The sequence below is a fragment of the Spirabiliibacterium pneumoniae genome (genome assembly GCF_014884995.1).
Lineage (GTDB): Bacteria > Pseudomonadota > Gammaproteobacteria > Enterobacterales > Pasteurellaceae > Spirabiliibacterium > Spirabiliibacterium pneumoniae.
Genome location: NZ_JABMII010000002.1, coordinates 1 through 20106 on the forward strand (window position 1 = coordinate 1; position 20106 = coordinate 20106).

At 45.7% G+C, this 20106-nt stretch carries 17 protein-coding genes and 5 tRNA genes; 13 read left to right on the plus strand and 9 right to left on the minus strand.

The genetic code is table 11. The features are described from left to right. The first annotated feature begins 49 nt into the window (after nt 1-49). Nucleotides 50-1816 (plus strand): coiled-coil domain-containing protein, encoded by a 1767-nt coding sequence (locus tag HPC38_RS01255; RefSeq protein ID WP_208119478.1) that lies wholly within the window; start codon nt 50-52, stop codon nt 1814-1816. A 30-nt stretch (nt 1817-1846) separates the two neighbouring features. Then, nucleotides 1847-3259, plus strand: coding sequence for a surface lipoprotein assembly modifier (locus tag HPC38_RS01260; RefSeq protein ID WP_208119479.1), 1413 nt, complete (start codon nt 1847-1849; stop codon nt 3257-3259). A gap of 35 nt (nt 3260-3294) precedes the next feature. Here HPC38_RS01260 and HPC38_RS01265 read toward each other — a convergent pair whose 3' ends face one another. Then, complete coding sequence (locus HPC38_RS01265) at nt 3295-4581, minus strand: HlyC/CorC family transporter (protein ID WP_208119480.1); 1287 nt, start codon at nt 4579-4581, stop codon at nt 3295-3297. A gap of 69 nt (nt 4582-4650) precedes the next feature. Then, a complete protein-coding gene (locus HPC38_RS01270; RefSeq protein ID WP_208119481.1) occupies nt 4651-5454 on the minus strand; it encodes a cytochrome C assembly family protein in 804 nt (267 codons plus the stop codon). Between the two features lie 192 nt (nt 5455-5646). On the opposite strand from HPC38_RS01270, the gene ffh reads away from it, so the two are divergent. After that, nucleotides 5647-7023: a signal recognition particle protein gene (gene ffh / locus HPC38_RS01275; protein ID WP_208119482.1), complete on the plus strand. Its 1377-nt coding sequence runs from the start codon at nt 5647-5649 to the stop codon at nt 7021-7023. Nucleotides 7024-7078: 55 nt separating this feature from the next. Here ffh and pflA read toward each other — a convergent pair whose 3' ends face one another. Beyond that, nucleotides 7079-7819, minus strand: coding sequence for a pyruvate formate lyase 1-activating protein (gene pflA / locus HPC38_RS01280; RefSeq protein ID WP_208119506.1), 741 nt, complete (start codon nt 7817-7819; stop codon nt 7079-7081). 79 nt (nt 7820-7898) lie between these two features. Continuing rightward, nucleotides 7899-8300: an NUDIX hydrolase gene (locus HPC38_RS01285; RefSeq protein WP_208119483.1), complete on the minus strand. Its 402-nt coding sequence runs from the start codon at nt 8298-8300 to the stop codon at nt 7899-7901. A 260-nt stretch (nt 8301-8560) separates the two neighbouring features. Here HPC38_RS01285 and cspE point away from each other — a divergent pair, with 260 nt between their 5' ends. The 7 genes from cspE to HPC38_RS01320 all read left to right on the plus strand — a co-directional run bounded on the left by cspE (nt 8561) and on the right by HPC38_RS01320 (nt 10427). Further along, on the plus strand, nt 8561-8770 hold the full coding sequence (gene cspE, locus HPC38_RS01290; RefSeq protein ID WP_208119484.1) for a transcription antiterminator/RNA stability regulator CspE: 210 nt from the start codon (nt 8561-8563) through the stop codon (nt 8768-8770). Between the two features lie 179 nt (nt 8771-8949). Continuing rightward, nucleotides 8950-9765, plus strand: a complete 816-nt coding sequence (gene nagB, locus HPC38_RS01295; protein ID WP_208119485.1) for a glucosamine-6-phosphate deaminase — start codon at nt 8950-8952, stop codon at nt 9763-9765. A 197-nt stretch (nt 9766-9962) separates the two neighbouring features. Continuing rightward, a tRNA-Met gene (locus HPC38_RS01300) sits at nt 9963-10039 on the plus strand. Nucleotides 10040-10044: 5 nt separating this feature from the next. Then, nucleotides 10045-10129, plus strand: a tRNA-Leu gene (locus HPC38_RS01305). A 24-nt stretch (nt 10130-10153) separates the two neighbouring features. Next, nucleotides 10154-10228: transfer RNA gene (locus tag HPC38_RS01310), tRNA-Gln, on the plus strand. A 25-nt stretch (nt 10229-10253) separates the two neighbouring features. Next, nucleotides 10254-10328 (plus strand) — tRNA-Gln (locus HPC38_RS01315). Between the two features lie 14 nt (nt 10329-10342). Further along, a tRNA-Leu gene (locus HPC38_RS01320) sits at nt 10343-10427 on the plus strand. A gap of 40 nt (nt 10428-10467) precedes the next feature. Here the strand turns inward: HPC38_RS01320 and HPC38_RS01325 are convergent. The 4 genes from HPC38_RS01325 to HPC38_RS01340 all read right to left on the minus strand — a co-directional run bounded on the left by HPC38_RS01325 (nt 10468) and on the right by HPC38_RS01340 (nt 13396). Continuing rightward, nucleotides 10468-10815 carry a type II toxin-antitoxin system HicB family antitoxin gene (locus tag HPC38_RS01325; RefSeq protein WP_208119486.1) on the minus strand — a complete coding sequence of 116 codons (348 nt, stop codon included), beginning with the start codon at nt 10813-10815 and terminating at the stop codon, nt 10468-10470. Further along, nucleotides 10812-11060, minus strand: coding sequence for a type II toxin-antitoxin system HicA family toxin (locus HPC38_RS01330; protein WP_208119487.1), 249 nt, complete (start codon nt 11058-11060; stop codon nt 10812-10814). The genes HPC38_RS01325 and HPC38_RS01330 overlap by 4 nt, the downstream gene beginning before the upstream one ends. A 130-nt stretch (nt 11061-11190) precedes the next feature. Further along, nucleotides 11191-12693 carry a sodium/proline symporter PutP gene (gene putP / locus HPC38_RS01335; protein ID WP_208119488.1) on the minus strand — a complete coding sequence of 501 codons (1503 nt, stop codon included), beginning with the start codon at nt 12691-12693 and terminating at the stop codon, nt 11191-11193. A gap of 10 nt (nt 12694-12703) precedes the next feature. After that, nucleotides 12704-13396 (minus strand): YggS family pyridoxal phosphate-dependent enzyme, encoded by a 693-nt coding sequence (locus HPC38_RS01340; RefSeq protein WP_208119507.1) that lies wholly within the window; start codon nt 13394-13396, stop codon nt 12704-12706. Between the two features lie 379 nt (nt 13397-13775). On the opposite strand from HPC38_RS01340, the gene thrA reads away from it, so the two are divergent. The 3 genes from thrA to thrC are packed head-to-tail and all read left to right on the plus strand — an operon-like array spanning nt 13776 to nt 18462. Next, on the plus strand, nt 13776-16235 hold the full coding sequence (gene thrA, locus HPC38_RS01345) for a bifunctional aspartate kinase/homoserine dehydrogenase I (RefSeq protein ID WP_208119489.1): 2460 nt from the start codon (nt 13776-13778) through the stop codon (nt 16233-16235). Continuing rightward, on the plus strand, nt 16235-17179 hold the full coding sequence (thrB, locus tag HPC38_RS01350; protein WP_208119490.1) for a homoserine kinase: 945 nt from the start codon (nt 16235-16237) through the stop codon (nt 17177-17179). Before thrA ends, thrB begins: the two co-directional genes overlap by 1 nt. 8 nt (nt 17180-17187) lie before the next feature. Then, nucleotides 17188-18462 carry a threonine synthase gene (thrC, locus tag HPC38_RS01355; RefSeq protein ID WP_208119491.1) on the plus strand — a complete coding sequence of 425 codons (1275 nt, stop codon included), beginning with the start codon at nt 17188-17190 and terminating at the stop codon, nt 18460-18462. 357 nt (nt 18463-18819) lie between these two features. Here thrC and HPC38_RS01360 read toward each other — a convergent pair whose 3' ends face one another. Continuing rightward, nucleotides 18820-20106, minus strand: a complete 1287-nt coding sequence (locus HPC38_RS01360) for a transglycosylase SLT domain-containing protein (RefSeq protein WP_208119492.1) — start codon at nt 20104-20106, stop codon at nt 18820-18822.

Genomic DNA, 20106 nt, shown 5'->3' on the forward strand with positions numbered 1-20106 from the left:
AAACACCACACAAAATTTTCTGTTAAACCTAACGTAAAGGACACAAAAAATGAAACCAACATTCAAAACAACTGCATTGGCTATCCTCATCTCCCTCGGTGCTGTCGCCTGTGGCTCGAGTGGTGGTGGCAGTAGCTCATCAAATAATGGGTTAGATAAAACAGAAAAAACACTCTTAGAACAATTAAAAGAAACTCAAAAAGCTGCGCAACATACTCAAGAAAAACTTTCTCAAGCACAAAAAGATCTTGCACAAGCCAAACAGAAAAACGAACAAGCTAACACTGCCCTAGCTCGAGCTGAAAAAGAAGTTGATAAAACTAAACAAATTCAGAAAAAAGCAGAACAAGACGCCCAAAATGCGCAAGCAGAGCTAACGAAAGTAAAGGCTTCACAAACCCAAGAGAATACCGAAAAAGCAAAGCATCTCAAAGCTCTTGAAACAAAAGTGCAACAAACAAAAGATGTACTTAAAGCCGCACAAGAAAGAGCTCAAAATGCCGAAGCTGCCGCAAGCGCAGCACTGAAAGCAAGAGAAAAAGCCGAACAAACCGCACTTTTAGCAAAACAAGCTGCTGAACAAGCAAAAGCCGCACAGCTAAGTGCTGAAGCTGACAAAATTCAAGCAGTGAAAACGGCTGAAGAAAAAGCAAAGCAAGCCCAAGCACAAGCAAACGCAGCGAAAAAACAAGCACAAGACGCCAAAGCACAAGCTGATGCCGCACAGAAAGCTAAAGAAAGTGCCGAACAAACCGCACTTTTAGCAAAACAAGCTGCTGAACAAGCAAAAGCCGCACAGCTAAGTGTAGAAGCTGACAAAATTCAAGCAGTGAAAGTGGCTGAAGATAAATTACAACAAGCCGAAAAAAACAAAGCCGAAGCAGAAAAAGCACTCACCGACGCACAAACTAAAGCAAAAGTACTGCAAGCCCAACTGACTGAATTAGAAAAACAAGCCCAGCAAAAAGAAGAAGCACTGAAAAATGCTCTCGCTGATGCGAAAAAATGGGAAAGTAAAGTGCCTTCTGAAATTCGCAGAGAACTAGAGCGCACCAAAGATTTTATTTTTTTCACTCGTTTCAGAAATAATGCAAATGCTGAAAATTTTAGCACATTACCAACTAAAACTGCCGACGGTGATTTGCGTGATTTTCTATTTTTAAGTGATGATACTGGTGCTTTCAAAAATTATGCCACACAAGAAAATGGCAGTAAAAAAATTTATACAACTTACCGTTACCATGAAGATAATGCTTATATTGCCGAAGTGTTCTATGATGATTTTAAAAAATCAGTCATACTCTATGGTGGTGATGCTACACCTGCTAAAGCTCTAGATACGTTAAAAACAAAAGGTGAAGTGACTTATGATGTACACACTTCGCCTGGCTTACAACGAAATTGGGAGGTGTTTTATGACTTTGTATTAAAGGCTAATTTTGATAAAAAAACTATCCATGGTCAAGTTACTCCAAAAGACAATGAAGTACTCAAAAATCAAAACACTTATTTTGGTAAAGTCGTACTAAGAGAAACTCCAATTAATACTGACAATGACGTTCTCAGCTTCAAAGGTGAAGTCGACTTCTACAAAAAAGACTTAAAAACAATAAATGAATCAGGCTCATATCAAGGTTTATTTATCGGTCCACAAGCTCATAAAGTCGTTGGGCGCGTAGGGAGCGGAACAACATTTATCGGTAATGTCCAAAATGAATCTGAATCAACAGGCAAATTTATGGGCGGGCCAACTATGGGAATAACAGGAACTTCAAACGTTCCTCTCTCTGACATATTTACAGGTAACAAACAGTAACGCCTGAAGGGCCTGTTTTACAAAATCGTTATGAAAAAATTATCTGTTTTAGTTTTATTGCCGCTCTCGGCTGTGGCGGTTAGCCCGGCGTTTAAGCCGGAGGCGGTCACACAAGTGGCGAAGCCCGTGGCACCCGAGCAGGCGGTGGTGCGTTCGCGTGCTGCGGGGCAGTTGGCGTTTTCACTCGATGAATTGGCGCACAATTTGCCGTTGTGTGAGCGAGTGCTGAATTTAGCGATTGCTCAGCGCCGTTACAATGTGGTAGAACGGGTGCTGCCTGTTTACCGCATGTTTGGTTCGCACGACCCGATTTTGGTGCTGTTTGCCCAAGGGGCAATGGCAAAATCCCGTGGGGAGTTTGATGAGGCAGTGTCGAAATTTGAAGACATTCTGGAGCGCAATGCGCAGCTTAACCCTGTGCGCATTGAACTGGCAACCGCACTTTTTGAAAGCCAGCAAAATAACGCGGCACGTGCGGCATTTGAGCAAGCCCGCACTTTTAACCCACCTGCGGAAATTCACGCCTTGATTAACCACTATCTGCGTGCGTTGGATAACCGTGAGCGTTGGCAAATCAGTGCCAATGCCAACTATTTACGCACCCACAATGTCAACAACACCAGCAGCGAGCGACGGATTGAGAACAGCGGCTTTATCAAAAACGACGATATGCTGCCGCAATCGGCGCACGGGCTGGCGTATTCTTTCAATCTTGCTAAGGATTGGAACCTGCGTGGGCATAATTATCTCGCCTTTGAGAATAATCTGTTCGGCAAATATTATTGGGATAACAAAGACTACAACGATGTGCTTAACCGCACTTTAGTGGGGCTGGCGCATAAAAGTGCGGTGCAATCCGTGCGCCTATTGCCCTTTGCCGAATGGCGCTGGGTGGCGGGCAGCCGTTATCAGCGCAGTGTGGGCGTGCGCGCGGAGTGGAACCGTTGGCTGAGCGACCGCTGGCAGCTCTCACTGGCGGGCGAATACGCCAAAGCACATTATCCTGACAACCCTGAACTCAACGGGTTTAACCAACTCGGCTCCGCCACGCTGCTGTGGCTGGCAGGCGCGAAAACCTATCTCTACACGGGCGTGGATTTCAACCGTGAAAAAACCGCCACTCGTAGGTTGTCGAATGACACCAAAACACTGCGCGTTGGCATTGGGCAAGAATGGCCGTGGAATATTGCCACGCGCTTGGGCGTTTCCGTTGCCAAGCGCGATTACAAAGCGCCTGCCAAGCTCGGCGGCATTCTGCCACTGGGCAAAGTGCGGTCAGACACCTTTTACAACGCCAATCTCACCGTGTGGAAACGAGATTGGCAATGGCAAGGCTTTACACCCAAAGTGCAGCTAAGTTGGAAGAAACAGCGCAGCAATCTACCAACGCTGTATTCGTACACCGAGAAAAATATCAACTTAGTGATCACAAGGGATTTCTAATCACAAAGTGCGGTTGATTTTTAACCGCACTTTTTTCAACTTTTTTTATCTTTTGGTGGAACTGATTTACGCACAACTTTGGCGAGTTTGACCATATTATCTCCCACCTCAACAATGGTCACCAGCAAGCCCTCAATTTGGCATACCTCGCCCACAGGTGGGATTTCTTCTAAATGCTCCAAAATCAGTCCGTTAAACGTGCGAGGACCTTCAGTAGAAAGCCCCCAGCCGAAGAGTTTATTCAGATCGCGAATGTTGGCCTGCCCTTCAATCAACACCGAACCATCCGATTGCTCGGTGACTTCTTCTTCAATGGAGGGGGTCATCGATGTGGTAAATTCACCGACGATCTCCTCTAAAATGTCTTCCAGTGTCACCAACCCTTTGATGTCGCCATACTCATCAACAACCAAACCAATGCGCTCTTTATTATTTTTAAAGTTGAGTAATTGGGTATTCAGCGGCGTGCCTTCAGGGATAAAATAGATCTCATCAGCGGCGCGGATCAAGATCTCTTTATTAAATTCGTTTTTATCTAGCATCAGACGATATGCCTCTCGCACACGCAGCATGCCGATCACATTTTCGTCCATATTACCTTTATAAAGCACAATACGGCTATGGGCGGAGTGGTTAAGCTGGCGCATAATCGCGCGCCAATCGTCTTCCACATCAATTCCACCAATGTCGTTGCGCGGCACCATGATGTCATCGACTGTCACCTGCTCAAGATCTAGAATGGACAGCAACATCTGTTGGTGAGCGGAGGGAATAAATTTACCCGATTCATGCACAATGCTGCGCAATTCATCTTGGCTAATGGTTTGCACTTTCTGCCCCACTTTGATGCCAAACAGGCGAATCAGCCCGTTGGTGAAGGCGTTAATCAGTAACACCAGCGGCAGCGAAATTTTCAGCAACAGTGAGAGAAAATGGCTGCTGGTAAAGCCTACCCGCTCAGGGTGCATTGCGGCCAGCGTTTTCGGCAAAATTTCAGAAAACACCAGCATAAAAAAGGTCAACAGCCCCGTTGCGATCGCAACACCTGCATCGCCATAGAGACGCATGCCTAAAATGGTGGCGATGGCGGAGGCGAGAATATTGACAAGATTGTTAAAAATCAGCACAAGCCCGAGCAAGGTATCGGTGCGTTTGAGGAGTTTTTCTGCCTTTTGTGCGCCGCGGTGACCTTGTTCTGCCATAAAGCGCATGCGGTGGCGGTTGATTGAGAGTAACCCTGTTTCTGAGCCTGAGAAGTAGGCTGAACAAAAAAGAAGAATAACTAATGCGATAAACAGTGTACTCGTGGGGATACTGTCCAAAAATGTGTTCCTTGTGTTGGTAAATCAACTGCAAAGTGCGGTTTGAACCGACCGCACTTTACCCTAACTTTAAAGTGTTAAAAATGTTCTGCTGCCAAAATAGGCAACCGTGAGAAGAATCATACCTGAAATTGTGTAAATTAGCACCCTCTTTCCGCGCCAATGGAGTTTTTGATGGCCAATCAGCAACAAGCCGAAAACAATCCACGCCAAAAATGAGAAAGTCGCTTTTTGGATTTGCTCTGGCGCGAAAAAATTATGCAGCGAAATAGCGCCACTGAGCAGCGCTAATGTGAGTAGCATTTCACCTACGGCTAACAGTTTGAAAAACTGCCGCTGCACACTCATAATAGATGGGATCATCGGCGAAAAAACAATTTTTTTGCGCTTGAGTTTATAATCCAGCCAACTAAGCTGAAAAGCAAATAATGTGGCGATAAAACACACTGCATAAGACACCAAGGCGAGCGTAATATGGGTTAAAAGTGCGGTGTTATCGTTAAAATACGCCACCACATGGCCTGGGATCAGCGCGCCTGCCAAAATGCTCAACATCGCTATACTATACACCACTGGCAACAAAAACCATAAGGTGTTGAGATGCGACAATGCCATAGTCATTAACAACACCACCAACAGCGCCATTAAATTAAGAATGTTGAGCAAAGTGAAGTTAAATGGCGGCTGGCCGTGGGAAAACAACTGATAGATAAACACGCCGTGGAGAATCAAAGCAAGGGCTGAAATCAAGACAAAACGACCACGCTTAGGGCGCGACTCGCTACCTTGCGTTTGCGCATGCAGCAACTGTGGCAACAGCGACAGCGTACACACAAGATACGCAATTATGGCTAAACTGGCGAAAAACATCATACCTTGGATCTATCCATTAATTTCGAGATTGTGCTTTATTTTACGGCATTTTTAATTCTTTTTCCGCAAAAAGTAGCAGCTTTCACGGGAAATTGCTAGCTAAATGCCGATTCAAAGATGAAAAAATGCGGAAATTCGGTATAATCACCCCATTCAATGATAAAAACCGCAAAGTGCGGTACAAGGACGTTTATGTTTGAAAATTTATCTGATCGCCTTTCCAAAACGCTACGTAATATCACAGGCCGCGGGCGTTTAACAGAAGACAATATCAAAGACACCTTGCGTGAAGTGCGCATGGCACTGCTCGAAGCCGACGTGGCACTGCCAGTTGTGCGCGAATTTATCAGCAAAGTGAAAGAACGCGCTATTGGCGTTGAGGTCAACAAAAGTCTCACCCCAGGCCAAGAGTTCGTCAAAATTGTTCAAGCCGAGCTTGAGCAAGCCATGGGCGAAGTTAACGAAAGTCTCAATCTTGCTACTCAGCCGCCAGCGGTGATTTTAATGGCAGGCCTACAAGGGGCGGGTAAAACCACCAGCGTGGGTAAACTGGCCAAATTCCTGCGTGAACGACACAAGAAAAAGGTGTTGGTCGTTTCCGCCGACGTGTATCGACCTGCTGCGATTAAACAGCTAGAAACCTTAGCCCAGAGCGTTGGGGTGGATTTTTACCCATCCCTTACCAGCCAAAACCCGATTGAGATTGCACAAAGTGCGCTGGCTGAAGCAAAACTTAAATTCTACGATGTCTTGATTGTCGACACCGCAGGCCGATTGCACGTTGACAGCGAAATGATGGATGAGATCAAAGCTGTACACTGCGCACTCAACCCCGTAGAAACGCTGTTCACTGTGGATGCCATGACGGGGCAAGACGCCGCCAACACCGCCAAAGCCTTTAACGAAGCCTTGCCTCTGACAGGGGTGATTTTAACCAAAGTGGATGGTGATGCACGCGGCGGTGCGGCGCTTTCCATTCGCCAAATCACAGGCAAACCAATTAAATTTTTAGGGGTGGGTGAAAAAACCGACGCCCTTGAGCCATTCCACCCAGACCGCGTGGCTTCACGCATTTTGGGCATGGGCGATGTGTTGTCTTTAATTGAAGATATTCAGCGTAATGTAGATCACGAAAAAGCTGAAAAAATGGCACAGAAGTTCAAAAAAGGTGATGATTTCACTCTTGAAGATTTTCGTGAACAGCTCATCCAAATGCGCAATATGGGCGGCATGATGAGTATGCTAGAAAAACTGCCAGGGGCGAAAAATTTACCGGATCACGTCAAAGGGCAAATGGACGATAAAATGTTCCATAAGATGGAGGCGATGATCAATTCGATGACGTTCAAAGAGCGACAAAAACCAGAGATCATCAAAGGTTCTCGTAAGCGTCGTATTGCCGCTGGTTCTGGCACACAGGTGCAAGATCTCAACAAAATGCTGAAACAATTTACTGAAATGCAGCGCATGATGAAAAAAATGCGCAAAGGCGGCATGGCGAAAATGATGCGGGGCATGAAAGGGATGATGGGCGGTATGGGTGCGATGGGAAATATGTTCCGTCGTTAATATATCAGCGTGATTGTAAACCGCACTTTAATACTAAAGTGCGGTTTAACTGACATCAATACGTTACATTATTATGATAACGCAATAAAATGGATTGAATATGATCCATTGTCTCCTTGCTTGGTGGCTGCACGTCTTCCAGCTCATACTTCTCGCCCATCGCCTCCCACTTATGCTGACCAAGTCGGTGATATGGCAGAAGCTCTACCTTCTCAATGTTCTGCATATCTTTGATAAACTCACCGAGCAGCGTCACCGAATGATCATCATCGGTGTAGCCTGGCACCACCACATAGCGGATCCACGTTTTTTGATTGCGTTTTTGCAAATAACGCGCAAACTCCAGCGTGCGTTTGTTCGGCACGCCGATCAAGTTGTGGTGAATGGTGTCGTCGAGTTGTTTTAAATCCAGCAGCACTAAATCTGTCACGTCCAACAGCTCGTCGATCACCGCATCATAACGGCGCACAAAGCCGTTGGTATCAAGGCAGGTGTGAATGCCCAGCTCTTTACACGCACGAAACCAGTCACGCACGAAAGCAGCTTGCAAAATGGCTTCGCCGCCCGAGGCTGTCACACCACCGCCTGATGCATTCATAAAGTGGCGGTAGGTCACCACCTCTTTCATCAGTTCTTCAACGGTGATTTCACGCCCGCCGTCTAAGTCCCACGTGTCGCGGTTGTGGCAATATTTGCAACGCATCAAGCAGCCTTGCATAAAAAGAATAAAACGAATCCCTGGCCCGTCCACTGTGCCACAGGATTCAAAAGAATGAATACGCCCGATAGTCATAATCTGTCCAACATAAAAAAAGTATCGTTAGTTTAGCGTAAAGTGCGCTTAATGGCGATAGTCGATGACGCGAAACCGCACTTTAATCTATCAATTGTTTTTGGTGAAGATACTCCACCACTAAGGTGGCGGCTTTAGAGCATTTAGCTAAATCGACGGAAGTAATCCAGACAAGCTCAGCAATCTCGTTACTGGCTTGCAACTCGCCTGTATACTCCCCTTGATAACAGCTCATCACCACCATCACGCCTTCAGGTTTGCCATCGGCTTGTGCAGAAAAGCGATCCACAAAGCGTAGGCTTGCCTCATCAAGGGTCACGTTAAGCTCTTCTTTCACTTCGCGAACGAGTGCTTGAGCATCTCTTTCGCCCGCCTCTCGCTTGCCACCTGGCAGGTAATAAGCCGTTTTATTATGTGAGCGGGTGACGAGCAGCTTGCGATTGTTGAGCACAATTAAGGCGAGTTTGTCGATATTGCCTGTCATAAATCCTCCTATTTTGGGCGTATTGTAGAAAAGGCAGATTTTAAATGCAAAAATAAAATGCGAAATGTGTTGCTTTATTTTAATAGGCGTGTTCTAATGCATCCCAGCTAGACAACAGTTTATATAAAAGTTCGATATTTAGTACTTCCTTTTCACATTTTTGTTTTTTGAAAGTCCTTTAATACCATTCTCCATTAAATTCTCGTATTAGCAACGTGCTTTGAAAGCAAAAATTAATTTTATAAAAGAAGGAAGACACTATGTCTAAATTAACTGGTTCAGTAAAATGGTTCAACTCTACTAAAGGTTTCGGCTTCATCACTCCTGCTGATGGCAGCAAGGATCTTTTCGTTCATTTCTCTGGCATTTTGGGCAACAACTACCGCACTTTAGAAGAAGGCGATAAAGTTGAATTCAACGTACAAGATTCTCAACGCGGCCCAGCTGCGATTGATGTTGCTGTTATTTAATAACACAAACATCAAAAAGAGCCACCTTTGAGGTGGCTTTTTTGTGTGCGTAAAAAGCCAAAGTGCGGTTGCACCTTGCGCTAAATCACAATATCTATATTTTGCCTGTGGAGTAGCTTGTTTTTATGAGGCAAAAATGCTTAACTAACCAACAGTTATCAATTTATTGGAGAAGATTTATGCGCCTATTACCTTTGCAAACCGCAGAGCAAGTTTGCCGCTGGTCTGCGGATTATATTGTTAATAAAATCAATGCGTTTGCCCCAACACCAGAGCGGCCGTTTGTGCTGGGCTTACCCACTGGCGGTACACCGCTGAAAACCTACGAGGCGTTAATAAAGCTGTATCAACAAGGCAAAGTGAGTTTTAAAAATGTGGTAACATTCAATATGGATGAATATGTCGGCTTACCTGACGATCACCCTGAAAGTTATCACACCTTTATGTGGAAGAATTTTTTCAGCCATATTGATATTCCGAAAGAAAATGTGAACATTCTCAACGGCAATAACCCTGACCACATCACCGAGTGCCGTTTGTATGAAGAAAAAATCCGCGCCTATGGCAAAATTCATCTGTTTATGGGCGGCGTGGGCAGCGATGGGCATATTGCCTTTAATGAACCTGGTTCATCTTTAAGCTCTCGCACGCGGATTAAAACCCTCAATGAAGACACCTTAATCGCCAATTCTCGCTTTTTTGGTAATGACATCAATAAAGTGCCGAAATATGCGTTGACTATTGGCGTACAAACCTTGATGGACGCCGAAGAGGTGATGATTTTAGTGACAGGCTATAGCAAGGCGCTGGCGCTGCAAGCGGGCGTGGAGGGCGCAGTTAATCACTTATGGACTATCAGCGCGCTGCAAATGCACGCCAAAGCGATTATTGTGTGCGATGAACCCGCCACGCAAGAGCTGAAAGTGAAAACAGTGAAATATTTCACCAATTTGGAAGCGGATGAAATCAAACGCATGCAGCAAACCGCACTTTAAGGCACTAAAATAGCATTGTGCAAAATACGAACACATTTTGTGCAAAAAGTGTTGCCCTTGGGCAGAAATCATTTTAAACTGGTTAATCTGTATCCGAATAAATAAAAATTTGAACTTTTTCATAAAAAGAGGTTGACGAAGTGCGCCTAACTTAGCATAATGGCGCACGCAAAACGATGAGATGTTCAAGCGTTTTTGGCTATGTAGCTCAGTTGGTTAGAGCACAACACTCATAATGTTGGGGTCACAGGTTCGAATCCCGTCATAGCCACCAAATACGCGGGAATGGCGAAATTGGTAGACGCACCAGATTTAGGTTCTGGCGCCGAGAGGTGTGTGGGTTCAAGTCCCTCTTCCCGCACCATTGACACTCATTGAATTCAACAGGTGGGGTATCGCCAAGCGGTAAGGCACTGGGTTTTGATCTCAGCATTCCTAGGTTCGAATCCTAGTACCCCAGCCATCCTTTTTAAATATTCCAATTCAACTGGGGTATCGCCAAGCGGTAAGGCACTGGGTTTTGATCTCAGCATTCCTAGGTTCGAATCCTAGTACCCCAGCCATTATTTTTACAACTGCGGATGTGGCGAAACTGGTAGACGCGCTAGATTCAGGTTTTAGAGCCGAGAGGTGTGTGGGTTCGAGTCCCACCATCCGCACCATTTATTTTATACCCTAACTTAATCCTAACTCGTTTTTCGCTTAACGGTGCTCTACGCGCTCGACTTTATCTTTAATCGCTTCAATCACAAAAGCGTTGAGTGTTTGTTCGCCATTGCTCATGGCTGCCATCGCCGCTTTGCGGTGCAGCTCTTCACCAATGCGGACATTGAACACACCTTTAAACGGTTTATCCGGCGTTTTGCCTAATTCTTTGCAATCGGCTAAGTACTGCTCTACTGATTGCTCAAATTCTTTTTTCAGCTGCGATAAGGTGGTGGCCTCATAGGTGACCAAATCACGAATATTGGCTAATTTGCCAAACAGCATGCCATTGTCCAAATCAGGCTCAATCGTGCCCACGTAGTTTTTATATTGCATCATTTTCATAGGTAGTTTTCCTGCTTGAGTGATTCTTTAACTGATTTTAACGCACCGCCTTTAATGTAATTTTCAGGATGCGGTTTATGCAACAAAATTAAATGTGTTGTTTTAGGGTGATAAAAGCGCACGCGTGAGCCCGCCATCTCTTTTTTCTCATACCCCAGCTGAGTGAGCAATGTCACTAAATCTGTCCAAACAAATGTGCTGCGCGCTTGCACAAGCTTCAATAATAATTTTTCCGCTTTACTCATATCTCACTTTATCCACTGTTTAATACCAATTATAGTTGCAGATAAATATTGATCAAGCTTTTTGTAACTGTTTTTAGTTTTATTAAAAATAAAGAGAAGTGCGGTCAATAATCTCACCGCACTTTAGCTATTATAGACTGGCGCTGTAACGCGATTTGGCGCGTTGGTAGCGTTTTTCAATCGTGTCGTCTGGTTTGGCTGTGAGCAGGGAAATCAGAATGATCGCAACGCTAGAGCCAATAAAGCCTGGGATCATTTCATAAATTTGGCTGTCTGGGAAAATCACTTTCCAGAAAATCACGATAAAAGCGCCAGTGAGCATGCCTGCCATGGCACCACTGGCGTTGGTGCGTTTCCAAAAGAGGGAAAACAAAACAATTGGCCCAAAGGCGCAGCCAAAGCCTGCCCAAGCATGCTCAACGAGGCTAAGCACTTGGCTATTGGGGTCATGGGCAATCACAATGGCAATAACGGCAATCAAGAGCACCATTACGCGCCCAAGCCATACCAATTCTTTTTCACTGGCATTAGGGCGAATAAAACCGCGGTAGAAATCTTCCGTGATGGCACTCGAGCTGATCAGCAGCTGGCAACTGAGTGTACTCATCACTGCCGCTAAAATGGCGGAGAGCAAGATGCCTGCAATCCACGGGTTAAATAAATTACGCGCCAATTCGATAAAAATCTGCTCGCTATTGGCATCCACCACCTGCGCCTCACTTGGGTTAACATAAAAATAAGCAATGCCAAAAAAGCCTATCGCCACCGCACCAATCAAGCAGAAGATCATCCACGCAATGCCGATGCGCCGCGCGCTGGTGAGTGATTTAACGCTGTCGGCTGCCATAAAGCGGGCGAGAATATGCGGCTGACCAAAATAGCCCAAGCCCCACGCTGAAAGGCTTAACAGCCCAATCAGTGAGGTGTCCGTTAGCATATCAGTGAAATCTTTGCTACTGGCCGCCCCCGCTCGCGCAATGACTTCAGGCAATTTTTCCGCGCCGCCAATACTGAACAGTACAATCACGGGCGTGATAATTAATGCCAGCACCATCAAGGTGGCCTGCACGGTGTCTGTCCAACTCACGGCTAAGAAGCCACCAATAAAGGTATAGGCAATGGTGGCCAGCGCACCATACCAAAGTGCGGTGGCATAGGGGGTGTCGAACAGATTTTCAAATAAACGAGCGCCTGCTACCACGCCTGAGGCACAGTAGATGGTGAAAAACACTAAAATGGTGCTGGCTGCGATGATTTTAAGCCATTTGTGCTGAGCACCAAAGCGCGCTTGAAAATACTCAGGCAGCGTTAATGCGTTGTCATAACATTCGGTGAAAATACGCAATCTGCCCGACACGAAATACCAGTTAAGATACGCTCCAAGCGTTAAGCCGATGGCAATCCATGCTTTAACAAGGCCAGCAGCATAAACGGCGCCAGGAAGCCCCATTAGCAGCCAGCCCGACATATCTGACGCACCTGCCGACATACCCGTGACAAAGCCACCGAGCTTGCGCCCGCCAAGAATATAATCCGATAAATTTTGCGTGTAACGATACGCTAGCACGCCTATAAGCAGCATACCAAGAATGTAGACTACAAAAGTAATAATGGTTGGATCAAAGCCAAACATTGAATAACTCCTAGTTTTTATTGTATTGGCGAGCACCAAAAATGGCTGTGCCAATGCGTACTTCGGTTGAGCCGTATTCAATCGCCTGTGCCATATCATCACTCATACCCATCGATAGGGTGTCGATATTGCATTCAGGCAGTGCTTGTTGCAATGCAACAAACAACGTTTGCATTTTCGCAAAGGCTTCACGCGAGTGCTGAGGGGCAGGAATGGCCATCAGCCCACGCAGAGCAAGATTATCCAGCGTGGCGATCCGCTGGGCAAGCGCGATGACCTCATCATAGGCAACGCCTGATTTTGAAGTCTCTTGACTGATATTAACTTGAATAAGCACATTCAACGGCGCCATACCGGCAGGGCGCTGTTCACTTAAACGCTGCGCAATTTTTTCGCGCTCAACGCTTTCCACCCAATCAAAATGCTCAGCTACCAGACGCGTTTTATTCGACTGCAACGGCCCGATAAAATGCCATTCCAACGCGATGCCTTGATGTTGAAAATATGTAATTTTCTCAACACCTTCTTGCACGTAATTTTCACCAAAAGCCTGCAGCCCCGCTCGCACGGCTTCCAAAATAGCCTCAACAGGTTTTGTTTTACTCACTGCCAGCAGCTTGACCGTTTCTAAAGTGCGGTTCGCTTGAATGCAGGCCTGCGAGATTTGCCCTTGAATGTGGGCGATATTTTCGCTGATTGACATCATACTAAAGAGATAGTTTTGTTAAAGGGATCAAGCATAACGAGTTGTTCACGAATTGTCATCCAAAATGACATAAATTTTGTCATTTCAGCCTTGCTCATTACAAAATATTCATTGCAAAACAAATAAGATAAAAAATTTAAAACGTATCATCATTTTTTGGTTGACAAGAATGGGAGAATTTTGTAAACCTATACCATCGAAAACACAATTAGAACCGTTATGCAAAAAATGTTCATGCCTACCACCATTATTATGATGACCATCTCCCAGGTGGCGGGCTAGCATTGATAAAATTTAGCAAAACCCGCACCAGCCCAGTGCGGGTTTTTTTATGATTTGATAAATTGAAAATAACAAATGATTAAGGAGTAGACTTATGCGAGTGCTTAAATTTGGTGGGACATCTCTCGCCAACCCTGAACGGTTTTTACAAGCGGCAGGGCTGATCGAAAAGGCACATTTAGCCGATCAGGCTGCTGGAGTGCTCTCAGCACCAGCTAAGATCACAAACTTTTTGGTGGCACTAGTAGAAAAAGCCTGTCAGGGGCAGAATTTTGAAGACGACTTCCAGAGCGCAAAACATATCTTCCACGTTATCATCAACGGCCTACATGACGCCAATCCTAAACTCGACAAAACCGCACTTTTCAATACCATCGACACCGAATTCCAACAATTACACAGCGTGTTAGACAATATTGCCCAACAGCGCGCTTGCCCCGACAGCATCAATGCCACCATTTTATGCCGCGGTGAAAAGCTCTCGATTGCGATGATGCGTGCGTGGTTTGAGGCTAAAGGCTACCAAGTGACACAAATTAATCCTGCGGAAAAATTGGTTGCGCAAGGGTCGTATCTTGAATCCTCTGTCAGCATCAGCCAATCTAAAGCATTGGTCGATGCGCCATCTATTCCAAAAGATCATATCGTGCTAATGGCTGGCTTTACCGCGCGCAACGAGGCGGGAGAATTGGTGCTATTAGGACGCAATGGCTCAGATTACTCCGCGGCCGTGCTAGCGGCGTGTCTAGATGCCGATTTTTGTGAAATCTGGACCGATGTGGACGGTGTTTTCACCTGTGATCCACGTCTTGTACCTGATGCACGATTACTCGACAGCTTAAGCTATCAAGAGGCAATGGAACTGGCTTATTTTGGTGCGAAAGTCATTCATCCGCGCACTATCGGGCCGCTGGTTCGCACAAGCATTCCGTGCGTGATTAAAAACACAGGCAACCCGCAAGCACCAGGCACCTACATCAACAATGATGTGAAATCTGATTTTTTACAAGTGAAAGGCATTACCAATCTTGATAATGTTTCCATGTTCAATATTTCAGGCCCTGGCATGCAGGGCATGGTAGGCATGGCGGCGCGAGTTTTCTCCACTATGTCAAAAGCAGGTATTTCGGTGATTTTGATCACGCAATCTTCATCGGAATACAGCATTAGCTTTTGTGTACCAAGCAAACTTGAAAGCCAAGCCAAAACCGCACTTGAAACAGAATTTGCCGAAGAATTGTCCAACAAAAAACTTGAGCCGTTGGACATTATCAGCGATTTATCTATCATCTCCGTGGTGGGCGATGGTATGAAAAAAGCCAAGGGCATTGCTGCACGCTTTTTCACCGCGCTGGCTAAAGCCAATATCAATATTGTTGCCATTGCCCAAGGCTCATCTGAGCGTTCTATCTCAGTAGTTGTACCATTAGCAAAATCTGTACAAGCTGTGCGTGCAACACACCGCGCATTATTTTCACAATACCGCGAACTGGATGTTTTTATTGTGGGCACAGGCGGTGTCGGGGGGGAGTTAGTTGACCAAATTGAGCGCCAACAAGCCTATCTTGAGCAAAAAAATATTGCGATGAATGTGTATGCATTAGCTAACTCACAAAAGCTGCTGTTAAGCTCAAAACCGCTAAATCTTACCAACTGGCGTGAGCAGCTTGAACAAGCCCAAGAAAGACTGTCACTTACACATTTAATGCAATTTATTAAAGAAAACCATTTAGTAAACCCTGTGTTTGTGGATTGTACTTCGAACCAAGAAATTGCCAACGCTTACGCTGATCTGCTCGCCAGCGGCTTTCATGTGGTAACCCCGAATAAGAAAGCGAATACGGCTGATATGGCGTATTATCAACAGTTACGAGATGTCGCAGCGCGCAACCATCGCCAATTTATGTATGACACTAACGTGGGCGCAGGCTTACCTGTTATTGATAATTTGCAAAAATTGATTGCCGCTGGCGATGAAATTCAACGCTTTGATGGCATTTTATCTGGCTCTTTGTCATTCATTTTCGGCAAATTAGAAGAAGGCATGACACTTTCACAAGCCACCCAACTGGCGAAAGAAAAAGGTTATACTGAGCCGGATCCACGTGATGATCTTTCTGGCAGCGATGTGGCACGCAAGCTGCTGATTTTGGCGCGTGAATGCGGGCTAAACATGGAGCTTGACGACATTGAAGTGCAAGGTGTGCTGCCTGAGGGCTTTGCCGCTGAGGAAAGCGTTGAAGGCTTTCTGCAAAAATTACCACAGCTTGATGAGGCGTTTGCCGAAAAAGTGCGGTCAGCGCAAGAAAAAGGGCAAGTACTACGCTATGTTGGGCGCCTTGAAGACGGCAAATGTAAAGTTTCGATTGTGGCAGTCGACGGCGACGACCCGCTTTATAAAGTGAAAAACGGCGAAAATGCGCTGGCGTTTTATTCGCGCTATTACAACCCAATCCCACTGCTATTGCGTGGCTATGGTGCGGGTAACGATGTGACTGCGGCAGGGATTTTCGCCGACATTCTACGTACCGTACAAAATGGAGGCGCAAATTAATGCTACGAGTTTACGCGCCAGCCTCCAGTGCCAATGTCAGCGTCGGGTTTGATACCCTCGGCGCTGCCGTTTCACCGATCGACGGCTCATTGCTCGGTGATGTGGTGCAAATTGAGGAAGTCTCCAGTGGTTTTGAGCTTGAAAGTGCGGGTTACTTTGTGCGCAAGCTGCCTAAAGAGCCACAAAAAAATATTGTTTATCAAGCGTATGTCTTATTTAGTGAGCGCTTGGCACTGCAAAATCGTAAAGTGCGATCACTGCGTTTAACGCTGGAAAAAAATATGCCTATTGGCTCTGGCCTTGGCTCAAGCGCATGTTCGATTGTGGCGGCATTGGTGGCGTTAAACGAATTCCACCAGCGACCATTTTCAAAAATGGAGCTTTTGGAACTGATGGGCGAGCTTGAAGGACGCATTTCAGGCTCGGTGCATTACGACAACGTCGCACCGTGCTTTTTGGGCGGAATTCAACTGATGGTGCAATCCCTTGGCAATATCAGCCAAAGTTTACCGTTCTTTGAGCATTGGTATTGGGTACTCGCCTACCCTGGCATTGAGGTGTCCACCGCCGAGGCACGCGCCATCTTGCCAAAAAGTTATAGCCGCCAAGATGTGATTGACCACGGGCGCTATCTCGGCAGCTTTGTTCACGCCTGCCACACGGGGCAAGAAAACTTGGCTGCCATGATGATGAAAGATGTCATCGCTGAGCCATATCGCGAGCAATTGCTACCGAACTATGCCTTTGTGAAACAAGGTTGCCGTGATTTAGGCGCGCTCGCCAGTGGCATTTCAGGCTCTGGCCCGACGATGTTCGCCATCACTCCTGATCTGCTCACCGCCACTAAAGTAAGCCAATTTTTGGAAAAAGAATATCTACAAAATAATGAAGGTTTCGTGCATATTTGCCAGCTCGATATGCAAGGCGCACGGGTAATCGATTAAGGAAAACTATGAAATTATATAATATTAAACACCCCGATGAACAAGTCAGTTTTGCACAAGCTGTGCAACAAGGTTTGGGTAAAGATCAAGGCTTGTTCTTCCCACAAACATTACCGCACTTTGATAATATCGACGAGTTGCTCGCGCTGCCTTTAGTTGAACGCAGCCAACGCATCTTAAGCGCGCTGATTGGCAACGAACTGCCGCGTGAAACACTCGATGACATCATCGCACAAGCGTTTAATTTCCCTGCGCCCTTAGTTCAGGTGAGCAATGATATTTATGCTTTGGAATTGTTCCACGGTCCAACGCTCGCGTTTAAAGATTTCGGTGGGCGTTTTATGGCGCGCACATTGGCTGCGGTGCGCAAAGACGGCAAAATTACCATTTTAACTGCCACCTCTGGTGACACTGGTGCAGCGGTTGCACACGCCTTCCACGGGCTTGAAAATATTGATGTAGTGATTTTGTATCCCAAAGGCAAAATCAGCCCACTGCAAGAAAAGCTCTTTTGCACCCTCGGCGATAATATCCGCACCGTGGCCATCAATGGCGACTTCGACGACTGCCAAGCGCTGGTTAAACAGGCTTTCGATGATCACGAGTTGCGTGAAGCGATCGGGCTAAACTCCGCCAATTCCATCAACATTAGCCGCCTGCTTGCGCAAGTGTGCTACTACTTCGAGGCCTATGCCCAACTGCCAGCCGATAAACGCCACGATGTCGTGGTAAGCGTGCCAAGTGGCAATTTTGGCAACCTCACCGCGGGGTTAATCGCCAAAACGCTTGGCTTACCAATCAAACGCTTTATCGCCTCCACCAACGCCAACGACACCGTGCCGCGCTATTTGCAAAGCGGCAACTGGGCGCCAAACCCAACGGTGGCAACATTATCTAACGCCATGGACGTGAGCCGACCAAACAACTGGCCACGGGTGGAAGAGCTATTCAAACGCAACCAATGGGCATTAAACGAGCTGCACTCAAGTGCCAAAAGCGATGCTCAAACCGAAACCGCACTTTGTGATATGCACGCACTGGGTTATGTGTGCGAGCCACATGGCGCCATCGCCTACCAAGTGCTGCGGGAAGATCTGCATGAAGGTGAAACGGGCATTTTCCTGTGCACCGCGCACCCTGCGAAATTCAAAGAAAGCGTTGACCGCATTTTATCGCTGGACTTGCCATTACCCGACGCACTTGACAAACACAACAAACTCCCCTTGTTGAGCTGCGAAATGGACAATGACTTTGTCGCCCTGCGTAAATTCTTACTCGCTTAGTAAATATCAAAAGTGCGGTTATCATCAAAAAAGCCCCAAATAAGGGGCTTTTTTGTATCTGTCTTCTTTACATTTTTAAACCTACTCACATTTTCAAACAGAAATACCTCAACTTACACTTGAAGAAATGAGTGGCTGGAAAAAATTAGAAACACATTGATACTAAAAGATAAAATGGTGGCCCCAACAGGGCTTGAACCTGTGACCAATCGATTATGAGTCTAATAGCTCAACCCAATATAAAAACACAACAATCAATTATTTCAATGACTTACGAAGCTGATCAACTTTAACAATTGATTATTTTTTAGTCTGATTGTGCCATGTTGTGCCAATCTATGACACAAATTTGACACACTAAACCATCGCTGAACCCAACACACCTTTAATTGCCTTGCTGACAGATTCAGGCGTCTTGATTGTGAAAGTCTTATCTAAAAATGCTCTCTTAGCAAGCGCCTTCCAATCAACTTGAGGCTGCACTTCTTCAGCCATATATTGCTCAGGCTTAGCAATTTCAAATCCACCTTCAAGCTTATCATTACTTCCTTGTTCATTATTCAACTGAGTATCAGGAACGTTACTGCCCACATTGTTATTCATTCCAACATCAGGAATTGCAACTTGCGATTCGTTACTTGCCAATGCGGTATTTTGCTGCTCACCAATATCACCAGCTAAAGAATTAACTTTATTCTCCCACTTAGCAACAAACTCTTTTGCAGATAATCCCTTGCCACCATTCACATCCATTCTGTATCTCAATTCTTTTGATACTGGCTTGCCAGTCATCGCTGCTTTGTATATTGCAATAGTACCGCCCAACCCTTGTTGATGCGCCATGTAAACGGTGCTTGGCGTTACTGGAATACCATTACGTTGCAGTCCTTTAATATTATTAGCGGTAAGGCGCTTCATTGCTTCAAAGTTAGCGTTAGGGTCGAAGCGCTTATCAATGCCACGCTTTTTATCTACAAGACCATAATCTGAGCCTGTGTCGCTTGTGAATTGAAATAGGCCTTTCGCACCAGTTGAAGATACTGCTGTTGGATCACCTTTACTCTCAATGTGCATAATTGTATTGAGAAGCGGATCATCAGTCATAAATCTTCCATCTGCGCCTTTCATTAATTGTGCATTAGGATTGAATAATAACCCTTGCTGCTGCGCTGGCTGTTGAGATTGTTCACCTTCGATTTTAGGCGGCTTAGCTCTTTCATACTTATCAAGTGACTTTGGAGATACGCCAAAGATACTTTGCATTTCTGCAATATCTTGATCTGTTAGTTTCTCTCCACCATATTTTTCTGAGCGCTTTAAAACACCATACATATCTTCAACGGCTTTCTCAGGGAACACACCCGTTTTAAGTGATTCCCTTGTTGCTTTATCACCTCTTAGATATGCATCAATGGCAAGCGGAGTTATTCCATTAAACTCCATTGCTTTTTGTTGAAGTCTTAAAGCTGATTCAGCTATTTCATCAGCCTTGCTGCCAATACCCTCCCTCCTCCACTTTGGTAACGCTGACTGGCCTTCTCGCCAGCCAGTTGTATGCTCATAGATACCTTGTAGTGTTCCGTTTGATATTCCAGCTTGATTTTCAACTTGTGCTACTGCTGCCCTTGTTTCATTTGCGCCCAT

What these genes read in the sequence shown, in the direction of transcription:
- HPC38_RS01270 (WP_208119481.1), bottom strand. Translation starts at nt 5,454, where the DNA reads ATGATGTTTTTCGCCAGTTTAGCCATAATTGCGTATCTTGTGTGTACG.
- cspE (WP_208119484.1), top strand. Translation starts at nt 8,561, where the DNA reads ATGTCTAAATTAACTGGTTCAGTAAAATGGTTCAACTCTACTAAAGGT.
- HPC38_RS01340 (WP_208119507.1), bottom strand. Translation starts at nt 13,396, where the DNA reads ATGTCAATCAGCGAAAATATCGCCCACATTCAAGGGCAAATCTCGCAG.
- HPC38_RS01285 (WP_208119483.1), bottom strand. Translation starts at nt 8,300, where the DNA reads ATGACAGGCAATATCGACAAACTCGCCTTAATTGTGCTCAACAATCGC.
- thrA (WP_208119489.1), top strand. Translation starts at nt 13,776, where the DNA reads ATGCGAGTGCTTAAATTTGGTGGGACATCTCTCGCCAACCCTGAACGG.
- thrB (WP_208119490.1), top strand. Translation starts at nt 16,235, where the DNA reads ATGCTACGAGTTTACGCGCCAGCCTCCAGTGCCAATGTCAGCGTCGGG.
- HPC38_RS01325 (WP_208119486.1), bottom strand. Translation starts at nt 10,815, where the DNA reads ATGAAAATGATGCAATATAAAAACTACGTGGGCACGATTGAGCCTGAT.
- HPC38_RS01360 (WP_208119492.1), bottom strand. Translation starts at nt 20,106, where the DNA reads ATGGGCGCAAATGAAACAAGGGCAGCAGTAGCACAAGTTGAAAATCAA.
- HPC38_RS01255 (WP_208119478.1), top strand. Translation starts at nt 50, where the DNA reads ATGAAACCAACATTCAAAACAACTGCATTGGCTATCCTCATCTCCCTC.
- ffh (WP_208119482.1), top strand. Translation starts at nt 5,647, where the DNA reads ATGTTTGAAAATTTATCTGATCGCCTTTCCAAAACGCTACGTAATATC.
- nagB (WP_208119485.1), top strand. Translation starts at nt 8,950, where the DNA reads ATGCGCCTATTACCTTTGCAAACCGCAGAGCAAGTTTGCCGCTGGTCT.
- thrC (WP_208119491.1), top strand. Translation starts at nt 17,188, where the DNA reads ATGAAATTATATAATATTAAACACCCCGATGAACAAGTCAGTTTTGCA.
- HPC38_RS01260 (WP_208119479.1), top strand. Translation starts at nt 1,847, where the DNA reads ATGAAAAAATTATCTGTTTTAGTTTTATTGCCGCTCTCGGCTGTGGCG.
- HPC38_RS01330 (WP_208119487.1), bottom strand. Translation starts at nt 11,060, where the DNA reads ATGAGTAAAGCGGAAAAATTATTATTGAAGCTTGTGCAAGCGCGCAGC.
- putP (WP_208119488.1), bottom strand. Translation starts at nt 12,693, where the DNA reads ATGTTTGGCTTTGATCCAACCATTATTACTTTTGTAGTCTACATTCTT.